The organism is Paenibacillus endoradicis, from assembly GCF_024721975.1.
Genome location: NZ_JANQBB010000003.1, coordinates 135,754 through 155,312 on the forward strand (window position 1 = coordinate 135,754; position 19,559 = coordinate 155,312).

The 19,559-nt window shown below is 36.8% G+C and carries 19 protein-coding genes; 15 read left to right on the forward strand and 4 right to left on the reverse strand.

What is annotated here, in order from left to right; genetic code table 11:
- Window positions 1-138: 138 nt before the first annotated feature.
- Both NV377_RS10940 and spoVV read right to left on the reverse strand, forming a co-directional pair.
- Window positions 139-939: an NAD kinase gene (locus tag NV377_RS10940; protein ID WP_258201258.1), complete on the reverse strand. Its 801-nt coding sequence runs from the start codon at window positions 937-939 to the stop codon at window positions 139-141.
- Window positions 940-1,122: 183 nt separating this feature from the next.
- The gene (gene spoVV, locus NV377_RS10945) at window positions 1,123-2,208 is read right to left on the reverse strand and encodes a dipicolinic acid transporter SpoVV (RefSeq protein ID WP_258201259.1); all 1,086 of its coding nucleotides are present in this window, start codon (window positions 2,206-2,208) and stop codon (window positions 1,123-1,125) included.
- 385 nt (window positions 2,209-2,593) lie between these two features.
- Between spoVV and NV377_RS10950 the strand changes: the two genes are divergently transcribed.
- Window positions 2,594-2,977: a globin domain-containing protein gene (locus NV377_RS10950; protein WP_258201260.1), complete on the forward strand. Its 384-nt coding sequence runs from the start codon at window positions 2,594-2,596 to the stop codon at window positions 2,975-2,977.
- A 79-nt stretch (window positions 2,978-3,056) separates the two neighbouring features.
- Window positions 3,057-3,740: a DUF2225 domain-containing protein gene (locus NV377_RS10955; RefSeq protein WP_258201261.1), complete on the forward strand. Its 684-nt coding sequence runs from the start codon at window positions 3,057-3,059 to the stop codon at window positions 3,738-3,740.
- Window positions 3,741-3,830: 90 nt separating this feature from the next.
- Here NV377_RS10955 and NV377_RS10960 read toward each other — a convergent pair whose 3' ends face one another.
- The gene (locus tag NV377_RS10960; RefSeq protein ID WP_258201262.1) at window positions 3,831-4,070 is read right to left on the reverse strand and encodes a hypothetical protein; all 240 of its coding nucleotides are present in this window, start codon (window positions 4,068-4,070) and stop codon (window positions 3,831-3,833) included.
- Window positions 4,070-4,243 carry a YycC family protein gene (locus NV377_RS10965; RefSeq protein WP_258201263.1) on the reverse strand — a complete coding sequence of 58 codons (174 nt, stop codon included), beginning with the start codon at window positions 4,241-4,243 and terminating at the stop codon, window positions 4,070-4,072. Before NV377_RS10965 ends, NV377_RS10960 begins: the two co-directional genes overlap by 1 nt.
- 158 nt (window positions 4,244-4,401) lie before the next feature.
- On the opposite strand from NV377_RS10965, the gene NV377_RS10970 reads away from it, so the two are divergent.
- From NV377_RS10970 to NV377_RS11030, 13 genes are all read left to right on the forward strand, one after another.
- Window positions 4,402-6,174 (forward strand): M3 family oligoendopeptidase, encoded by a 1,773-nt coding sequence (locus tag NV377_RS10970; protein ID WP_258201264.1) that lies wholly within the window; start codon window positions 4,402-4,404, stop codon window positions 6,172-6,174.
- Window positions 6,175-6,350: 176 nt separating this feature from the next.
- Window positions 6,351-6,749, forward strand: coding sequence for a nucleoside-diphosphate kinase (gene ndk, locus NV377_RS10975; RefSeq protein WP_258201265.1), 399 nt, complete (start codon window positions 6,351-6,353; stop codon window positions 6,747-6,749).
- Between the two features lie 224 nt (window positions 6,750-6,973).
- The gene (locus tag NV377_RS10980; RefSeq protein ID WP_258201266.1) at window positions 6,974-8,986 is read left to right on the forward strand and encodes a stalk domain-containing protein; all 2,013 of its coding nucleotides are present in this window, start codon (window positions 6,974-6,976) and stop codon (window positions 8,984-8,986) included.
- A gap of 138 nt (window positions 8,987-9,124) precedes the next feature.
- Complete coding sequence (locus tag NV377_RS10985; protein ID WP_258201267.1) at window positions 9,125-10,285, forward strand: P-loop NTPase family protein; 1,161 nt, start codon at window positions 9,125-9,127, stop codon at window positions 10,283-10,285.
- A complete protein-coding gene (locus NV377_RS10990; RefSeq protein ID WP_258201268.1) occupies window positions 10,282-11,520 on the forward strand; it encodes a TadA family conjugal transfer-associated ATPase in 1,239 nt (412 codons plus the stop codon). The genes NV377_RS10985 and NV377_RS10990 overlap by 4 nt, the downstream gene beginning before the upstream one ends.
- On the forward strand, window positions 11,504-12,271 hold the full coding sequence (locus NV377_RS10995) for a type II secretion system F family protein (RefSeq protein ID WP_258201269.1): 768 nt from the start codon (window positions 11,504-11,506) through the stop codon (window positions 12,269-12,271). The genes NV377_RS10990 and NV377_RS10995 overlap by 17 nt, the downstream gene beginning before the upstream one ends.
- Before the next feature lie 9 nt (window positions 12,272-12,280).
- Window positions 12,281-13,249, forward strand: a complete 969-nt coding sequence (locus NV377_RS11000) for a type II secretion system F family protein (protein ID WP_258201270.1) — start codon at window positions 12,281-12,283, stop codon at window positions 13,247-13,249.
- Between the two features lie 72 nt (window positions 13,250-13,321).
- On the forward strand, window positions 13,322-13,525 hold the full coding sequence (locus tag NV377_RS11005) for a Flp1 family type IVb pilin (RefSeq protein ID WP_258201271.1): 204 nt from the start codon (window positions 13,322-13,324) through the stop codon (window positions 13,523-13,525).
- Between the two features lie 58 nt (window positions 13,526-13,583).
- On the forward strand, window positions 13,584-14,228 hold the full coding sequence (locus NV377_RS11010; protein ID WP_258201272.1) for a hypothetical protein: 645 nt from the start codon (window positions 13,584-13,586) through the stop codon (window positions 14,226-14,228).
- A gap of 14 nt (window positions 14,229-14,242) precedes the next feature.
- Entirely contained in the window at window positions 14,243-16,459 is a 2,217-nt protein-coding gene (locus NV377_RS11015; protein WP_258201273.1) for a hypothetical protein, read from the forward strand.
- Window positions 16,425-17,411, forward strand: coding sequence for a hypothetical protein (locus NV377_RS11020; RefSeq protein ID WP_258201274.1), 987 nt, complete (start codon window positions 16,425-16,427; stop codon window positions 17,409-17,411). The genes NV377_RS11015 and NV377_RS11020 overlap by 35 nt, the downstream gene beginning before the upstream one ends.
- 16 nt (window positions 17,412-17,427) lie before the next feature.
- Window positions 17,428-17,934, forward strand: a complete 507-nt coding sequence (locus NV377_RS11025) for an A24 family peptidase (protein ID WP_258201275.1) — start codon at window positions 17,428-17,430, stop codon at window positions 17,932-17,934.
- 54 nt (window positions 17,935-17,988) lie between these two features.
- A complete protein-coding gene (locus NV377_RS11030; protein WP_258201276.1) occupies window positions 17,989-19,440 on the forward strand; it encodes a DUF6382 and FHA domain-containing protein in 1,452 nt (483 codons plus the stop codon).
- The last annotated feature ends 119 nt before the right edge of the window (window positions 19,441-19,559 follow it).

Below are 19,559 nucleotides of genomic sequence, written 5' to 3' on the forward strand. Positions count from 1 at the left end.
GTTACAGCTCTTATTTGTTTCATTCCACAATAGAATTTATTAGTTTCCGAGGATACCGATGGACAAATTCTATTTGGCGATAAAACCTACCTTATAAACGCGGTCGCTCACCATTGGTTTGCCTTGATAAAGGTTTTCTCATGTAATGGAATCAATTCCGATAAAAGCATTACGAACTCGGTTCCAGAAAGGGAATGGACGGTAACGTGCAAATTGAACTTTTTGGTCTGATACAAAGCATTTGATTGATACAACATCATTAAACATCGTGCTGACATGATCAACACTTACTTGAACACGCTGCTGCTTCATACTAATAATATCGCAATAATGATGTTTAGGTAATAAAACAGAAGAACCTAATGTTCGATAGACGAGATTATTGATTGATGCAAGTTCGGTAATTTGTAATGATTCAATGGAAGGATGAACAATTGAACCACCTAAGCTTTTGTTATAGGCAGTACTACCTGAAGGGGTAGAAATGACAATCCCATCACCACGAAACATTTCAAATTGCTCACCATTAATATTGACTTGTGCAACCATCGTATTATCTACACTTTTTAAGGTGAACTCATTAAGTGCAGAGTAATGAAAAGTGCCAGACTTTGTTACAAGTTCTATATTGGCAATCGGATATTTCACAATAGTAGGTTCAATGGTGCACATTTTCTCTAACAAAAGTTCTAGTTCATCTGCTTTCCAATCCGCATAAAAACCAAGATGCCCAGTATGAACGCCAACGAAAGAAATATGGTCGATTTGTGAAATATATTTATGGAAAGCTTTCAAAAGTGTTCCATCTCCACCGATAGATATTACGATATTAGGCTCTTGTTGATTATGCTGAAGACCTTTACTGTTGGCATGTTGGATGAATTGATTAGCTAATTGCTTGGATAGTGTATCTCCCCGGTCAATTACAGCGTATTTCAAAATGATAAACCCCTTTGCAAGTTCCTTATTCTACCACAATATAATTTCTGAGCATAGCGAAGGACAAATTTTATTTGACGATAAAAGCTACCTTATATACGCGGTTGCTCATCGGTGAATTGCCTCGGTATTGATTTTCTCATATTGAGCATAGCCCAAAAATGAAGTTTGATCAAGCGCTGATCATGCCACTGGACCAAGCCACCCCCAAAGTATATAGAGAAGTATTACTGACAGTATAGCATGAATGATTCGCGATATTAAAAATGGCATATAGCGAATAGGGGTATGACTAAGGAGACTAGCAACTTGTGCATGAACTGAAAAACCACCCCATGAAAGAATGGCAACAGCAATCGCAGCTTGATGTTGTAGCGATAAGTTAATTAGGCTAGATTGTTGAGCGCCGAGCGTGACTTCAAATAATCCTGGGACAATAGCTTCTGCAGCGCTACCAGAAATTCCAAACCATTGAAATATGTGTTGAAGTGTAATAATAAGCATATGTAGAATGTGACCTTCGGTTAATAGTCCAAGTACAACGGAAAAAAATACGACAAGTCCACCGACGACAATCATGAGCCTTAGCGCAGATTGAATAGCTTGTTGCAAAATGACCGAGAACGGTCTACCGTCCATAAGTCGGGCTTGATGCATTGCTTGTAATGCAGCATATAGTTTAGATTGTCTATAATTGGAAATACTTGATGTTGTAGCCTTTGAAAATTGAGATTGTTCAAGCCTCTCTGCCTTAATATCGTGAAATCTCATTAATAATCCAATCAGAAATGCGCCACTATAATGAGATGCCGCTAAAACAAGTGCGAGATCGCTATTATGAAAAAAACCAATGGAAACAGCACCAATCAGAAAGATAGGGTCAGAAGAAGTTGTAAAAGCAACTAGACGTTCCCCTTCACGACGATTTAACAAACCTTGATCCCATAACTGAGCGGTTATACGGGCACCGACAGGATAACCAGAAATATAGCCTAACGTAATAACAAATCCACCGATACCTGGTAAGCGAAATAACGGACGCATAAACGGGTCAAGGATTTTTCCGAAAAAGTGAACGAGTCCGAATCCGATCATTAATTCCGAAAAAACAAAAAATGGAAACAAAGCTGGGAAGAGTACTTCCCACCAAATGGAAACACCTCTAAGTGCAGAGTCAAGAGTTACATTGGGAAAAACAATCATTAATGCTACTATTATTGTAGCCATATAGGCTGTAATAGAAAGAGGATGAAGCATAGTTTTAATCATAAATTGTCATCCTAACACTTTATTTTTTTGCTGTTAGTTGAAGTATATGAAAAGACATGTACAAGCATAACAAAAAAGAAATATAAATATTGAGAAAACGGTTACATTATTAGAACTATATCGCATACAATGTGATATAATAAGTGAAAGAGAATAGTGAAATGATGGAGTGATGATTATGAGTTTTCTTGCAGGAATTCTTGTATGCGCCTTTGTGTATGTAATCAGAGAAGCTATATCCACACCAGCTAATTCCAAGGACTATGACTACAAGTAGTGGATTTATATACGTACCGCCAAATTGATTTGGCGGTTTTTTTGTCTAATCTTCACATGAATGAGTTAACTAATATGTTATAATGAATGTAATTCAATAACGGAGTTGATGAACATGGCCAATGAAAGCACATATAATTTAATGGGTGGTTCGGATACCATTCGTAATTTAGTACAAGCATTTTATCCGAAAGTGCTAGCCCATCCTGACCTCAGCCCATTGTTCCCAACTGATATATTTCCTGTCATGGAGAGACAATACATGTTTTTGACACAATTTTTTGGCGGACCTGATCTGTATACTACAGAAGTTGGACACCCGATGATGCGTGCAAGACATCTACCATTCGAAATTAATGAGACGAGAGCACAAGCATGGTTACAATGTATGAGGGAAGCATTGACGGAAGTTAATTTATCTGAGGAATTACAGACATTTGTACTAGAACGATTATCTGGACCTGCATATCATTTTATTAATACACCTGAATAGTTTGCATTACCGAAGATACTTTTCGTTTACTTGTAAATTATACTTAGAGATAAAGAAAAAGTTTTAGGAGGCAAATAAAGTGGACCCATTATATCTATCTAATACAGATTGTCCATGTTGTGCTACAAATTTTGAAATTACTAGAGTGAGACCGAGTTTCAAAAATCCGAATCGCTCAGATACAGATTTCTGTGGTTATTATAAAAATGGAGTCAATCCAGATTTTTATGTTGTCCGTATATGCCCTTCATGTGGCTATTCATTTTCAGAAAATGGAGTAAAACAATTATCGGATGAAGATAAAGCGATTTACTTTGCTGAAATCGGTAAACACTGGGTATCAGAATACTTTCATGGAGAGCGTACGATTCAGCAGGCTTTAACGGCATATAAACGCGCATTAATGATCGCTCAACTTATGAAAGCTGAAAATCGACTAATAGCTGGATTATTGCATCATATTGCTTGGTTGTATCGTTACATGGAACAAGAACAAGATGAGCAAAGATTTTTACAATTTGCTCTGGAGAAATATATTGTAGTCTATGAGAATGAAGAAAATAGCGAGAAAAATGCTAAATTATTATATATTATTGGTGAGTTGAATAAACGAACAGGACAATATAGCGAAGCGGTTAAGTGGTTTTCACGCGTCGTTAACGATAAGTCAATTATGGATGCTGGAATGATTAGAGCGAGTCGTGAACAGTGGAAAGACATCGGAGAAATACTAGCTCAGCAAAGAGAAAGTAATCTATCCTAATAAAAAAAGCACAGAGTAGGGATTTTACGCCTATTCTGTGCTTTTTATACATAGTTGATTGAAATGAAGAACATAATATAATGTGGAAAATTACAGATAATTTCTCACTTTACTATCGGCTAGTATATAATCATCGTCAATATCGATGATTTGTAGTTTACTATAGCAACATGGAAATACGAGATGTTTTTTCTTACCTGACTTAATCTCACCAATCTCACGTTGCTTTAACGGAAGTAGTACATGATTTGCATCGCAAAAAGGACAATGATCTACATAGAAATCTTTCATAATACGTTCATAAGGCCAAGTATTTTCAAAAGGAACCATTATTCTGACTCCTCGGAAGCTTGTTGCTGTTGTTCAGCTTTTTGTTCTTCTTGCGCAATTTGAGCAAGCTTCTGTAATACAATATGACGTGGTGTATGAACAAGCTGTTCAATTGGAATACCAAGTTGTTGAGCAAGTTTTATCGCTGTTTCAGGGGATAGCTGTTTGAGCATGGTGCTGCACCTCCAGTTTCGTTATACTTATGTTATACACTTACATCAATACTGATGGCAAATACAAGTTATGGTCAGCATAGTCAGTCATAAATATTTTGATGAATATTTGACCGAGGTTGAAGTACATTATTTTCTAAATGATGGGAGTTATCGTGATGAAATATGCGTTGAAATGGGAATTGGATTCGATCTATGAAGGTGGATCGCAATCGGAACAGTTGAAACAAGAACTAGTGAATACAGATTTGTTAATTAAACAATTACATGAAGATCTAACAAGTGATCAAGTGGATGAACTTGAAAATATTATTAATCAGACAGATATCGTACAGCAGATATTATTGAATGTACGTCAGATGGACTCTTTCGTATCTTGTCTAATGGCACAGGACATGTTTGATAAGCAAGCAGTAATCTTATTAGATAAAGTGAAAAATATAAACGCCGCATTTACTGCAGTTCTAACGAAATTTGATAATAATCTTCGAAATATAAATGATGAGCAATGGAAGAGACATTTATCACATCCAGACTTGCAACCAGTCGCTTATAATCTGAATGAGCGCAGGGAATTAGCAAAGCGCCAAATGTCGCCAGAGCTTGAAGCATTAGCTGCTGATCTAGCTATTGATGGCTATCATGGTTGGGGAGACTTTTACAACACAATCGTTTCACGTACAAATTTCAAAGTGGATGAAGACACATACGTATCTGCTGGTCAAATGTCCAATCGATTATCTGAAGGTGATCGAACGATTCGTGCTAAGGCGTTCGATGAATGGGAAAAAGTTTGGGGAGAGCAGGCTGATTTATGTGTGGACACGTTCAATCATCTCGCAGGATTCCGTCTGAAATGGTACAAAAATCGTGGTTGGCAATCATTCCTTGAAGAGCCGCTGCAAATGAATCGTATGAGTGAAGCTACGTTGCAAGCGATGTGGTCTGCCGTAGAGAAGGGTAAAAGACAACTTATACCTTACTTTGAACGCAAATCAAAACTGCTTTCAGTAGCTAAGTTAGACTGGCATGATGTCGAAGCACCATTAGCATCTGCGACAACAACAATGAACTTTGATGATGCTGCAACATTCATCATTGAACAGTTCGGAAACTTTAGTCCGAAAATGGCACAGTTTGCACAATATGCATTCGAGCATCAATGGATTGAAGCGGAAGATCGTCCTGGAAAACGTCCAGGTGGATTCTGTACTTCACTACCTAAAAGTGGTGAAACGAGAATATTTATGACGTATTCAGGTAGTGCATCTAATGTATCTACTTTAGCACATGAGCTAGGTCATGCTTACCATCAGCATGTTATGAATGAGATGCCTGCATTGACGCAGGAATATGCGATGAATGTTGCTGAGACAGCATCTACATTTGCAGAGTTAATTGTATCTGATCAAGCATTGAAAGCTGCTGAATCAGTAGAAGAGCAATTAGCGCTAGTCGATGATAAGATCCAACGAGCAATTGCTTTCTATATGAATATTCATGCTCGTTTTATTTTTGAAACGAGGTTCTACGAAGAGCGAGCACAAGGTCCTGTACCGACAACACGAATGAATGAGTTAATGGTTGAGGCAGAGGAACAGGCTTTTGATGGATTGCTTGGAAAGTACCATCCACATTTCTGGGTAGCTAAGCTACACTTTTATTTGACTGATGTGCCGTTCTATAATTTCCCGTATACATTCGGATATTTGTTCAGCGCTGGAATATACAAGCGTGCATTAGAGCAAGGAGAAGGCTTTGCCCAGCAATATGATGCATTGCTTCAAGATACTGGTCGCTTAACTGTTGAGGAATTGGCACAAAAACATTTACAAGTTGATCTAACTAAAACTGATTTTTGGGAAGAAGCAGCAGATCTTATAGCTGATGATGTTGACTTATTCTTAAAGCTTACCGATGTTAGAAACTAGATAGCAATATGACAAAAGTGTGGACAAAGTGGTTTGTTCCTATCTAATGTGCTAACGTATAAGTAGAATACATCTTCAAGTTGTTGCGAAAATTTAGTAAATGCTTTCGAAGTATTTTTTGTTACGAAGAAGAATCTCACAATGTTGCCAAAAAATTTAAGAAGGGAGTTTTTACTATGGAAAGAACATTTGTTATGATTAAGCCTGATGGAGTTGCGAGAGGTCTTATTGGTCGAATTGTTAACAGATTCGAGGAAAAAGGATTCGTTATTGCACAAGCTCAGTTGCTATACTTATCCGCGGAGCAAGCAGGCGTTCACTATGCACATTTGAAATCTAAACCATTCTTTGGTGAGTTAGTTGATTATATTACTTCTGGTCCAGTGTTTGCAATGATTTTGGAAGGTCATCAGGCGGTACAGAATGCAAGGACGTTGATTGGTTTTACGAATCCAATCGAGGCGCAAGCAGGAACTATTCGTGGTGATTATGCATTGATCGTAGACAGTAATGTTATTCATGGTTCTGACTCTGTTGAAAATGCTGAAATAGAAATTAAACGATTTTTTGGATAATTTAGGTACAGTGTAAATGTTACTCAAATTAGTAAAACTCAAGATTTAGAATGTATTCCACTTAGAAATTAATACTGCACCGCATAGTAAATGTCCTCTAGACGTTACTACGCGGTGTTTTTTGTTTATTAGAATGTAATGTAATGAAAATCAATTAATTGAATCTTTAATACTATTATGTATACCAAATTTATACTATAATCTCATTTAGAGGGGGATGAATCATGATATTATCATCAAAGAGAAATATTGTAATACTATTAGTAGTTACTTTATTTATGACTTTAATTACTTATTCCGGTGAAGCGACTGCAGCAGCTGAAACACATCATTGGAAGCATTACGTAGAGGCTGAAAAGCTCATCAAAAAGGGAAAATATAAAGAAGCAATCGTTCATCTAGTAGCTGCTAATAAGCAATCTAAGCAAGCGGGATATTTACGTCTTCTGGCAGAAGCTTATGAAAAAGATGGACAATTTCAGAATGCTGCTAATACATACTATGAGGAAGCAGAAATTCATCGAGTACTAGGTGAAAAATCTGGTGATATGAATACTTATTTCGCAGTATTAGCGATGGCTGATGCTCTTAATACTGAAATAGAAATATATATCCAAGATAATGTTCCGATACAATCGAGTACTAAGCTTGCTAAGTTTGAACCGGAAAATGGGATGTATATTGGGGCATTTATCGAGAAGGATAGCGGAGTAGAAGATGAGAAAGGGTTGAAATACGAAGCATTTAATGAACTAACTGGCAAACAACATGCCGTATACTTTAATTATCATCGCTACGGTGCAGACTTTCCTAATATATGGGCTAGTCAAGTAAAAGAGGCTGGTGGCGCCATTCATCTAGCAGTTCAGCCTGAATCAGGCTTGGCGAATGTCAAAGATGATGCATCATTACGTAAATTCGCTCGTGCTGCTCAAGCGGCCGGAGTACCAGTATTTCTACGGTTTGCTTCTGAGATGAATGGAAGCTGGGTAACATGGAGCGGTAATCCACAACTTTATATTGAAAAGTTCAGACTTGTGTCCCAAGTAATGAAAGAGGAAGCTCCTAACGTTGCGATGGTATGGTCACCTGCTGCCAATCCCAAACATAATATTAAAGATTATTATCCGGGCGATGATTACGTCGATTGGATAGGTCTAAGCATTTATAGTGTGAAATATTTTAACGGTAATGTTAGTACACCTGCTGACCAAGTTAACCCGCTTGATTCTCTAGATTATGTATATCAAGAGTACTCTGTTCGTAAACCAATTATGATTAGTGAATATGGTGCAACTCATTTCAGTAAAGCAGGTAACACAACAACAACGAATTTTGCTATTACAAAAATGAATATGTTATACCATGGTGCGAAGCTGAAATATCCTCGTTTGAAAGGTATTAATTGGTTCAGTCTTAATACATTAACAGATTCTCATAGTGCAGATCGCAGCTTGAACAATTTCAGCTTAACAGAAAATAGTTCGGTACTAAGTGCATATAAACAAATGATTAAAGATCCATATTATTTGAGTTCTGTTGTTGGTCTAGATACTACTGCATCAAAGACGCCATTGAAGCAAAGCGTAACTGCTATTGAGGATCAAGCGCTTAGAGGCTCTGTAACGGGAATTGCATGGGTTAAAACCTATGACCCTTATATCGGAAAAGTGGCATTTGCGATTGATGACAAACAGGTTGCTGAACGTAAGCAGTATCCATATAGTTTCCCGATTGACACTGCAACATTAGCAAAAGGTAATCATAAGCTACAAGTAACTGTATTTGACTCCAAGGGTCGTGAAGCTTCTAAGAAAACAGTGAATTTTAAAGTTGGAAATGCTGTTGGAGATATTTCGGTAGGTCAAGTGAAAATGTATTTGAATGAGAAATATGTTTATACAAATAAAGGGAAAACGGAGCTGACAGTTGCGCCGTTCGTGCGTGATAATCGTACGTTAGTGCCGCTTCGCTTTATTAGCGGGGTACTTGGTGCAGATGTGGCTTGGAATAGTAAAGCGAAGTCGATTACAATCAAAGGCTCATCAACAATTGTTTTAACTGAAGGTAGTACGAAGGGAATTGTGAATGGTAAGGAGGTTAAGCTTGATGTAGCTCCGATTAATATTATAGGAACTACATTTGTACCTCTTCGATTTGTTAACGAAAATCTTGGTGGAAATATTAACTTCGACAGCAAAGAAGGAAGTATTGTAGTATCTGCCAAAGTAAAGTAATAAACATTATTGACAGTAATTGGAATGTTGTGCTATATTGTGCTTAACTATTAGCGGAAGCACCGCATATGAGTGTCCTTGGACACTTCATATGCGGTGCTTTTCGTTTTAAAAGTAGTTCATAAGGGAGGAATAATAATGACGATCACAGTTGCGTGTATTTCAGATGACATTGAATATGCAACAAGAATGGTTGGCTATATGAAAAGTAGTCCAATCTATCATAGCTGGCGGTTACAGTTGTTCACCTCGTTAGCCAAATTCCAACCACGTGAAGCTTACGGTCAGCTTGATCTTATACTCGTAGACGAAGTGATGTACGATCAATTTACTATGCAGTTTCCACAATTAATTGTACCACAGGACGAAAGAGTAGCGATGCAAGGCACATATACTCAACCTATTATCGTGCAGCTTGTATCGCAACCTGCCCAGATTCGAGAGCATCATAAATTAGTGAAGTATCAACCGCTATCGACGCTACTTCATATGCTATATACGATAATAGAAGGACAGAGATATATGGCATCCAGACCAGTGATTGCCCGTACATCTGATACGATTGTTGTTGGTGTTGGGTCTAGTATTGCTCAGTGTGGAAAAACGATATTCGCTTTACATCTCACTCATGCTATTGCATCACGCAATGAACGAGTATTCTATTTCAATCTTGAACTATGGAATACTTCAGAGAGCTGGATGTCTTCTGAGAATCCAACTTCTTCATCATTTTCGTATTCTGATTTCCTATATGCCGTTAAAAGTGATGCTGAGGAAGCTCAAAGCTGGTTTGCTAAACATCGTCAGTATGATCAACGACTACAATGCGATCGTCTGAAGCCATTCATTCATATTGAAGATCGACAACAACTAAGTAAAGAGGACGCTCAATTAATGCTCAATATTATTCGAACGAGTGGGCACTACGACTACATTGTGCTTGATTTATCAGCTAATTACGATGAGTGGAATTTAACATTATTAGCAGAATGCGATATTCATTATATGATGATGATGGCAAGTGAAGAGTGGATTATGAAGCATCAAATGTCAATACAGTATGCTCGCATGAAATGGAAGGATCTAACGACTAAAATTGAAAGTAACGCGATTGTCATTTTGAATGAAAGCAGACAAATGAGATCAATTAATAATATAGAATTACATGTACATTTCAAACTTCCTCATATAGATCAATGGGAAGAGCAGTATGCATCATTGTTAAGTTCCTCTATCTATCGTGCTACAGTAGAACATTGTGCTCATAAGTTTCTTAACAAAGGTTCGTATGCCTCATGATTGATGATCAGACCATTTATCAAATTCGTAATGAGCTAAGAGATAGTTATGCATTCTCACAAGTGCTATCAGATCAAGAGTTATATAAGCTAATTGAAGATGAGGTACTAAAGTATAGTAAAGAACAGATCATGTCTACAACCGATAAATTATTATTAGTCAAAGCGGTGTTTCATTCTTTTAGAGGGTTAGATATTTTACAGCCTTTATTAGATGATAGCAGTATTACCGAAATCATGATTAATAGTGAACATCAGATCTTTGTGGAACGTCATGGTAATGTTCAACCTGCAGCTATTCAATTCGAAAATCGCGAGAGGCTAGAAGATATTATTCAACAAATCGTATCTTCAGTTAATCGAGTGGTGAATGAAGTATCACCAATTGTAGATGCAAGATTAGCTAACGGTTCACGGGTTAACATTGTACTCCCACCTATTGCGTTACGTGGTCCGTGTGTAACGATTCGTAAATTTCCAGAGCAACCGTTAACTATGGATGCACTAATGCGAATGGGTGCATTAAGTAAAGAGGCAGTGAAGTGGCTAAGCTTTCTTGTGAAAGCGAAATACAATATTTTTATTGGTGGTGGTACTGGCTCAGGGAAAACGACATTTCTAAATGCGCTGACGCAATTTATCCCCTCAGATGAAAGAATTATAACGATTGAAGATGCGGCGGAGCTTCAAATAACGAGTATACCGAATCTCGTATCATTGGAGACGAGAAACGCGAATACCGAAGGAAAAGGAGAAATAGCCATTCGTGATCTCATAAAAGCATCATTACGAATGCGCCCAAATCGAATTATTGTAGGGGAGGTACGAGGTAAAGAGGCACTCGATATGCTTCAAGCGATGAATACTGGCCATGAAGGTTCGATGTCTACAGGTCATGCTAATAACGTTAAGGACATGCTTTCTCGCCTTGAGACAATGGTGCTGAGCGCACATGATCTTCCACTAACAGTCGTTAGAAGTCAAATATGTTCAGCAATTGATATAATGATTCATCTGACAAGATTTCATGATCGGAGTCGTGGTGTGCTTGAGATCAGTCAGATTATCGGAATGCATGAGGGCGAAATAGTTATTGAGAAGTTATTTCAACATGATATGTCAGAGCTTAATCACTCAGAACGATTAATACGTAGCACGAATAGTTTGCATCGTGTAGACAAGCTACTACTTGCGGGCTACCGTGAGGAGGAGTTGATGTATGGAAGCCGTTCGTAAGAAAACACAGTTACAGCATTATGATCTGTATGAGCTTAGTAGAAATGAAGTGATTACATGCATTATGATGTGGGGCGTGCTTATTGGTTTTGTTACATTTAGTTTCTATCAATCGCTTATTCTATGTATTCTACTTATGCCATTTTCGATCTATATGCTCAAATTTGAACGAGTCCGATTGATTACGAAACGTAAAGTTCGTATGAAGCTTCAATTCAAAGATTTACTACTTTCCCTCCTCTCCTCACTTGCAGCAGGCCGTTCACTAGAAAATTGTTTTCAAGTTGCCCAAGCCGATATGTTACTCCTTTACCCGAATGTACAAGATGAGCTGATGCTAGAAATTAGCATTATTAATCATAAGCTGAGTAATGGTGAAGTATTAGAAAAGTGCCTTTTAGATTTGGCAGAGCGCGTCAATATTCCGGAATTTTCTCAATTCGTCGAATCATTACAAACTTGCAAGCGATCCGGTGGAGATCTACTCACTGTTATGCGTAGAACTGCGAATATGCTTAGTGATCAAATAGAGATTGATAATGAAATAAGCGTATTGATTGCGCAAAAGAAAATGGAATCAAGAATGATGATGGCAGCTCCATTTATCTTTTTGCAATTTTTAAATACTACAGCTCGAGATTATATGCAATCTTTATACAGTGGGCTTGGTTACGTGCTATTGACGGTTGTATTATGTTTACTGATTTTGTGTTTCTGGCTCATGAACAAACTAACCCAAATTAAGTTGTAGGTGATGTTCGTGTTATTTATTATCGCTGTTGTCTATACTCTTCTTTGGTTATATCTATTGATAAAACCTAATCATTATAAAGCTACTAATATACCATCAGTATTAATTGCTGATGCCGATACGACGAATAACAACGATATGAAATCTAATAGTAAGTTTAACAAAAATCAGAGGAAAGACTACATTAAGAAACAGAAAAAGAAGAACGGTTCTTTGAATGACCATAAACTTATTCTGGGACCTGGTTATTCATGTTATGAGCTTTTTCAAATTGAGAGAAGGGCATCACAATTACTTCATCATCTTCATACTCATTTATTGCAACTTAATAGACAACAATGGGGGTTTGATCAAACGGTACATACATTTACTACTGTAATCGGACAAGCTTTGTTGGTAATCATGATCAGTTTGTGGATTGCTTTATTGAGTGAAGAACAAGCAGTGATTGCAGTAGGCATTATTATAGCGGTCATAATTATTGTCAAACTATTTCAAGATAGTAAGAAAAAAGTACAGCAAAGAAAGCAAGCGATTTTGTTAGAGCTCCCCATAATGTTGACAAGGTTAACACTGTTAGTTGGTGCTGGAGAGACAGTACAACAAGCTTTTATGAAGTCAATTTCAGGAAAAGAAAATAGTACTAATCCTTTACATATCGAATGGAAAAATACTGTTCACGAACTTCGTAACGGGGCTTCATTTTCACAAAGTATTGAAAAATTGAATCGAAATTGTGCTGTCCAGCAAATAGCGGTTTTTACAACAATACTATTACTGAATTATCGGAGAGGGGGTGAACAATTCGTTACTGCAGTGCAAGATATATCTTTATCTCTGTGGGAAACTAGAAAAAATATGGCAAGGGTAAGGGGAGAGGAGGCCTCGGCGAAGCTCATATTCCCACTAGTTGGAGTACTGCTATTAGTGATGATACTTATCATCACACCAGCAATCTTATTTATGCAATTTTTATAATGCTTTCGATGACAATTTTATAAATAAGTAGTTTTGTAATGAGGAAAAATGAAACTTTAAGGAGGAGATCTTATGAATGTAGGGAGTTTCTTAAGTAATATGAAACCTCGTGTGCGGGCATTTTGGCGAAATGAGGACGGTATTGGTACATTGGAAGTTCTACTTATAATTGCTGTAATTGTTGTCATTTTTCTTCTATTTAAAGGATTTATTATGGAGTATGTCGGAAAGCTAATTTCGAATTCAGGTTCAAAAATGGACGAAGCAATAAAATGACAATATGAGATATTTTATTAGAGATGAACGCGGAAATATGAGTCTGGAATCAGCTTTAGTGATACCAGTAATTATGTCAGTTATTGTAATTATGACGGTCGCTGCTATATATGTATTCCAAGTTGTATTTTTGCAATATGTTTCTTTGTCTACTGTGGAGCGTGCTGCATTCATCTGGGATGATGCGGATCGCCAAATAATAACTGGTCAACTAAGAAGTGAAGAGCAATATGGATTATATGAGAATGAGATTATGTTGCAATTAGTAAGTAAGATTATTCCGATTGATAACTCTCAGCGAACTACAAGTCTTGATATCATCTCAGATTCGAATTCAGAATCAGATGAAAGTAATACATCTCCACTAACAACTCTAATTTCAGATAAATTAGTTCTAGCTCAGCAACATATTGAGCATATGAATCTTAATGTGAATGGTCAAATATCATATTCACACCCCGCATTACTCCCCCGTATTGAAGTTACTCTCAAGCAACAACTGTCCCCTCTTACATGGCGAAAGCAACAAGTATTTGCCTCCCCTGCTTACACAACGCACCGCAGTCTCGTTAATCCAATTAGTTTCATTCGAAGTGTCGATCTTATCATGTATTACACCGAGAAATTGAAAAAAATGACCAGTTCTGAACAATCTGAGTGGAAGCAAAATGGAGGGAAGGCTATAAAATCCTTCTCTTCTTAGATAAGGATGATCATATGAGAATAAATCAGTTATGGTTCAGAAAAGATGGTTCAGTTACGATATTTTGTACATTAATGATGACAGTATTAATACTGTTTTTTATGGTTCTATTAGACTATGCACGTATTCTACTGTTTCATAGGACGACAGAATCGGCAGCTATGCTGTCGATTCAATCTGTTCTTTCTGCATATGATCAACAAATATATGAGCAATATGGTTTATTTGGTAGAGGAGGTACAGATAATAACGATTTATTTAAGGGATTAGTTCAAGCTAATCATGGAACATCGATGAGTCTATTTTCGTTAAAACAAACGTTTGATCTCGCTCCGTTAGAGGTAGGTGAGATGAGTGTAACAACTGATCATTACCTTGGTGAATATGATGTCTTTAGAAGACAAGTGCTAGAAGAGATGAAATATAAAGCTCCAATTGAATTTTCTTTAGAATTTATGGATAAATGGGTAACATTATCCGATTCAGTTTCACAAGCCGAAAGTATGATGGATACGATGAATCGTCTAGAGGATTTATTTCTTGAAAGAGAAAAAAAACTGGAGAAAGCAATGGAATTGCATGAAATGTTAGGAAAACAATTACCAAAGAGTAGTTACTATATGTATGCTACTTCGAAATTAAGTAAAGTAGTTAGTGGTTATAGTAGTTATCACAGTTGGATGAATTATCAATCAGATATTATGGTGCAATTACAAAGCGATTCCTTGACAGAAGAGCAAAAAGAAGAACTTGAAAGCGAAAGCACAAAATATGATGAGCAAATTAGTTCATACTTGAATTCATATAATCAGATGTCGAAATATTTAAAAATGTATGCGAACGATTTGCAAAAGACAAGTGATCAAATAGCTACAGAAATTCTTTCTAATATAGCAACAGCAAGTACACTTAATAATACAATTGAAGTACAGTATGAACTGTATATGAATTCGGGACAACAAGGCACAACTCCAATAGATAGTAATGATTTAGGGCAGCAACTTAGCTCGCTTACATTTGATGATGAAGGATTAGTACGTCCAGAGCAATTCTTTCAAGAATACAAAAAAGAAATCCAGTCGCAACAACAATTACTTGATGAATATATTGATCACAATAATTCGCTTCTTAGTGAACTTTCATCCGCAATAAATTCTCCGAATGTCGCCTCCGATGCTTCTGTCAAACAAACATCGTTGAATCAACTTATGAAGAAAAGCACTTCTCTAAAACAGCAGTATGAAACAGCATATTATTCGCCTGCTACAATATTATCATTTTGGCAGAAGCAAGTTAATTCCACAAAGCTCGTAAAAGATCAACTTAAACAGAATGAGAAGCAATACTCAGAACAATTATCAGAGCTGGCAAGTATAACGGAATTATTTGCGAACAAGGAAAAGGTTAGTGAATATAAAGACCAATACAAGAAATTAGAAGAACGTTACGAATTCAATTACCGGATTAATAAGGAGCAGGAAGAAGATCAAGAACCTGATAGCAAGGGTGATGAAGCTACAGGAAGGAAACAAGCTCAGGCAGCTACATACCAATTAAAATCATTGCTTCAATCATTGGGAGAGATGGCGTTAAATGCTAGAGATTATATCTATTTGAATGAATACATTATGAATCGCTATACACATTTTCCTTTGGGAGAATCCTCTAGTGAAACAAGTAGTATTGACGCAGAATTTCTAGATTATAGTAAGCAGGAAGTTGAATACATAATATATGGTGTACATGAGCCGCTTGAGAATGTACTACTAGCATATGGTGAAATATTTGCATTTCGCTTTGCAATTAGAACAATTGAAGGACTGATTGCTAATCGAGTATTAGGCAATCCCATACTGGTGTTTTCAGCCGCTGTTGTTCACGGTATACGAGCGGCAATGGTAGATATGCAACAATTGTTGACAAAAGGATCCACAGAATTATCAAAATATGTACCTATACAAATTGAATATGCGCAATATTTACGATTGTTTTTAATAATGCATGCTGGAGGAAGGGACAAGAGACTATCGAGAATGATTGCTGTCATTGAGCAGAAGTTATCTATTACATTATTATCGGTGCCGACTGCGATTACAGGCCAAGTAACAACGACTATGAGTCTATGGTCCTTACCAGGAATATCTGAAATGATAGGTGCAGTCACTCCAATGAACAATAGAATACGGGGGAATATCTATGAGAAGACAGATATTGTCACGGTATCTTATTAAATTAACTCAATATAAAAAAGCTCAACTCCCCATGAAAACAAATAATGAATCTGGTTCAATTACAATGGAAGCAGCGCTAGTTATGCCTATATTTATTCTCTTTCTTTTTGTATTCTATCTTTTGCTAATGACTATATCCGCTCAGATGGCTTTACAAGCGACCGCTGCTTCATCCGTACAACAAATATCTGCACATATGCATCCAATAGCATTAATGGTTAATGAATTGAAAGATCGAACAGGATCGAATACAACGATTCAATATGATAATGCAGATGAGGGATGGAAGAAAACAGTCTATGACATAAGTGGAGTATTGCCCGCACCTATGGATTCATTAGTTCAAGAAGGCTTGAAAGGGAATTGGTGGCCGGCAACCAATATTGCTGGAACTATACTAGGGAAAGATATATTGGATACGATGATACAAAGTCAGGTGTCTTCACCTGTACTTCAAAAGGAAAAAGTAGAGCTTGCATACCTCCAGTTACCCGATCTAATCAATTATACCGACCTTAATGTGACACTATCGCTAGAGTATGAGTTGCCAATCAAAGTTCCTCTGCTGAATCAAGTAATTACAATAAGGGAGCAAGCTGTTCAACGGGTATGGATTCCCGATGTTCGACCTTCCTACTATGAAGTTAATGAGGAAGAGGATGCATACATCTATGTCGTGTCACTTACCCCTGATCCTGTAAAGCCAGGGCATAAGGCAACGCTAAAAGTAATAACGATACCTAATACTAAGATTAGCTTGGAAATCATTTATAAAAGTGGAAGTAGTGTTGCTAGGCATCTAGGAGAAGTGACTTCTAATGATAAAGGAGAAGCGGAATGGACGTGGCATGTTTCGGGTAATACGACGGTTGGTACATGGAATATGAACATAAAACTTCCTGAAAAATCATATTCGGTTGAACATATATTTAATGTTGCAAAGAACAAATAGTTAAAGGAGAAAAGATATGGAGAGCTACTGGCTAGCAATACTAATCGTTATCATCGCATTTTATTTTGATGTGACTTCATTGAAAATACCGAATTGGATATGCTTAAGTTCTCTTCTATTTGGTTACAGTTTTTGTATGTACCAAGAGGGATGGTTGGGGGGATGGTGGGTAACGATTGCTGTGCTTGTTGGTTTTATTCCTATGTGGTTAATTTATCTTTTTAAAGGGATTGGAGCGGGTGACGTAAAGCTATTTGCATCATTAGCGGCTCTTATTGGTGTGAAACCTATTATTGAATTAATGATTTTATCTTTCCTATTTGGCGGTGTCATTTCCATTCTATTTATCGGCTATCGAACATTACTAAAAATTAATCATAGATTTCGATATTACTATAGTAATTATATTGTCGAAGCTCAAAGTACACCGACATTAATAGCATTAGGTATTAAAAAGGTACATCATTTTCCGTTTATGCTAGCTGTTACACCAGCTATGATCGTAGTCTATTTGTTAAGGTAATGCTTTCGAAGCTACTTTTTATGAATAAGTGTTATAAAAAGTATTAGGAGGTTCATGATGAAACATTTGAAAATCGATTATACAATGAATAATGGCCATCAGATGACCATAGAACGAACAGATCCATTCACTTCTCGTGATATGAATGCACTAGAGATGAATATGCTAAGTGCAAATATAGTACATACGTTTCTTCCATTTGATTGGAATGAAATTGATAATGAGATTGTCTTCGTATACCGAATTCAACACTTTAAGTTACTGACTCATTTTTACCAACCGGGAAGCATTAAGATGATCGATTACTATAGTTTGTTACTTTCTTTACTTGATGCACTCGTCACTTGTTACGACTACATGCTACGACCTCAATGTTGTCTTCTTGATGAAAAGTTAATTTACTTTGACCCAACAAATAATAGTATTCGATTAGTATATCTACCAGTGCAAGAACAATATCATAAGGAAGATCATCAATTATTATTATTAGCAGTTAGATGGTCACAACTTGTAGACAGTTTGCATTATGAAGGATACCAAAAAATATTACAATTAATAGGCAGTCAACATTTTCCGATCATTCCACTGCGTCAACTATTATTAGATCTTATTCACCAACTATCTTCTAATTCACAGGAAGGGCTGCAAACCCCATACATAGAAAAAGTAAAGCCAGGTTCGGTTTTATATTATGTTCAGAATGAGTCTGAACAGTCTTCTGAGCAATCCTCTATTGGATTCGTAAGGTCAGAGAATGATGAGGGCTATGATGATTGGGAAGATGAAGCAGAGAGTAAACCGCTAGGTTGGAAGCATTACGCAGTTATCCTGCTTATTATAACAATTGTTGGATTGTCTTGGAAAAATCTTTATTTTGAAGATGCTACGACAACCAATTTCTTATTTAGCTGTGGAATCACACTTATTATGTTGACAGGAATTGTTATTGTTCTCAAACAACATTGGAAGGTGTTGAGCTATAAGAAACGTGATTACCAACAAGAAAATTTGTCACTTGCTACTAATCCTAATCAATCCATATACCCGTCTCAACCATCGTTAATAGAACAACCAGTAAAATCTAATCTGGAGGTAAAGCCATTACACAATAATGAACAGGTACGAGTTGCACCACCACAGGCAACCGTTAAGCTTGATCAAGAGCATTCAACGACAGCTCTCGCATCTAATCGGAGTAATGGCACACCATCCTTATTAAGAAAACTATTTGATGATGAGCAACGGATTATTGTTAATGACAATCGATTTCTAATAGGTCGTGCTGAAGAAGGTGTTCACTATCAAGATGACGCATCAGGTGTATCTCGCGTTCACCTGGAAGTCGAAGTAGATAATGGATCGATCCATATTAAAGATGTTGGATCACGCAATGGCAGTTATTTGAATGGACAATTGATGATTGCATATAAGGCCTACCCATTGTATGAAGGAGATATCATTCAGTTAGTTAATAATGAAGGACCAAAGTATCAACTGGCAGTATAGATCAGCAGTTTAGTTCAAAGCTACCAATTATATAGTGCATGAGAAAGTTAAGTGGTATAGCTAAAGTGTATATAATAGAAGCAGAACTAAAAGGAGCCTTACCAATCAATAAGATGATT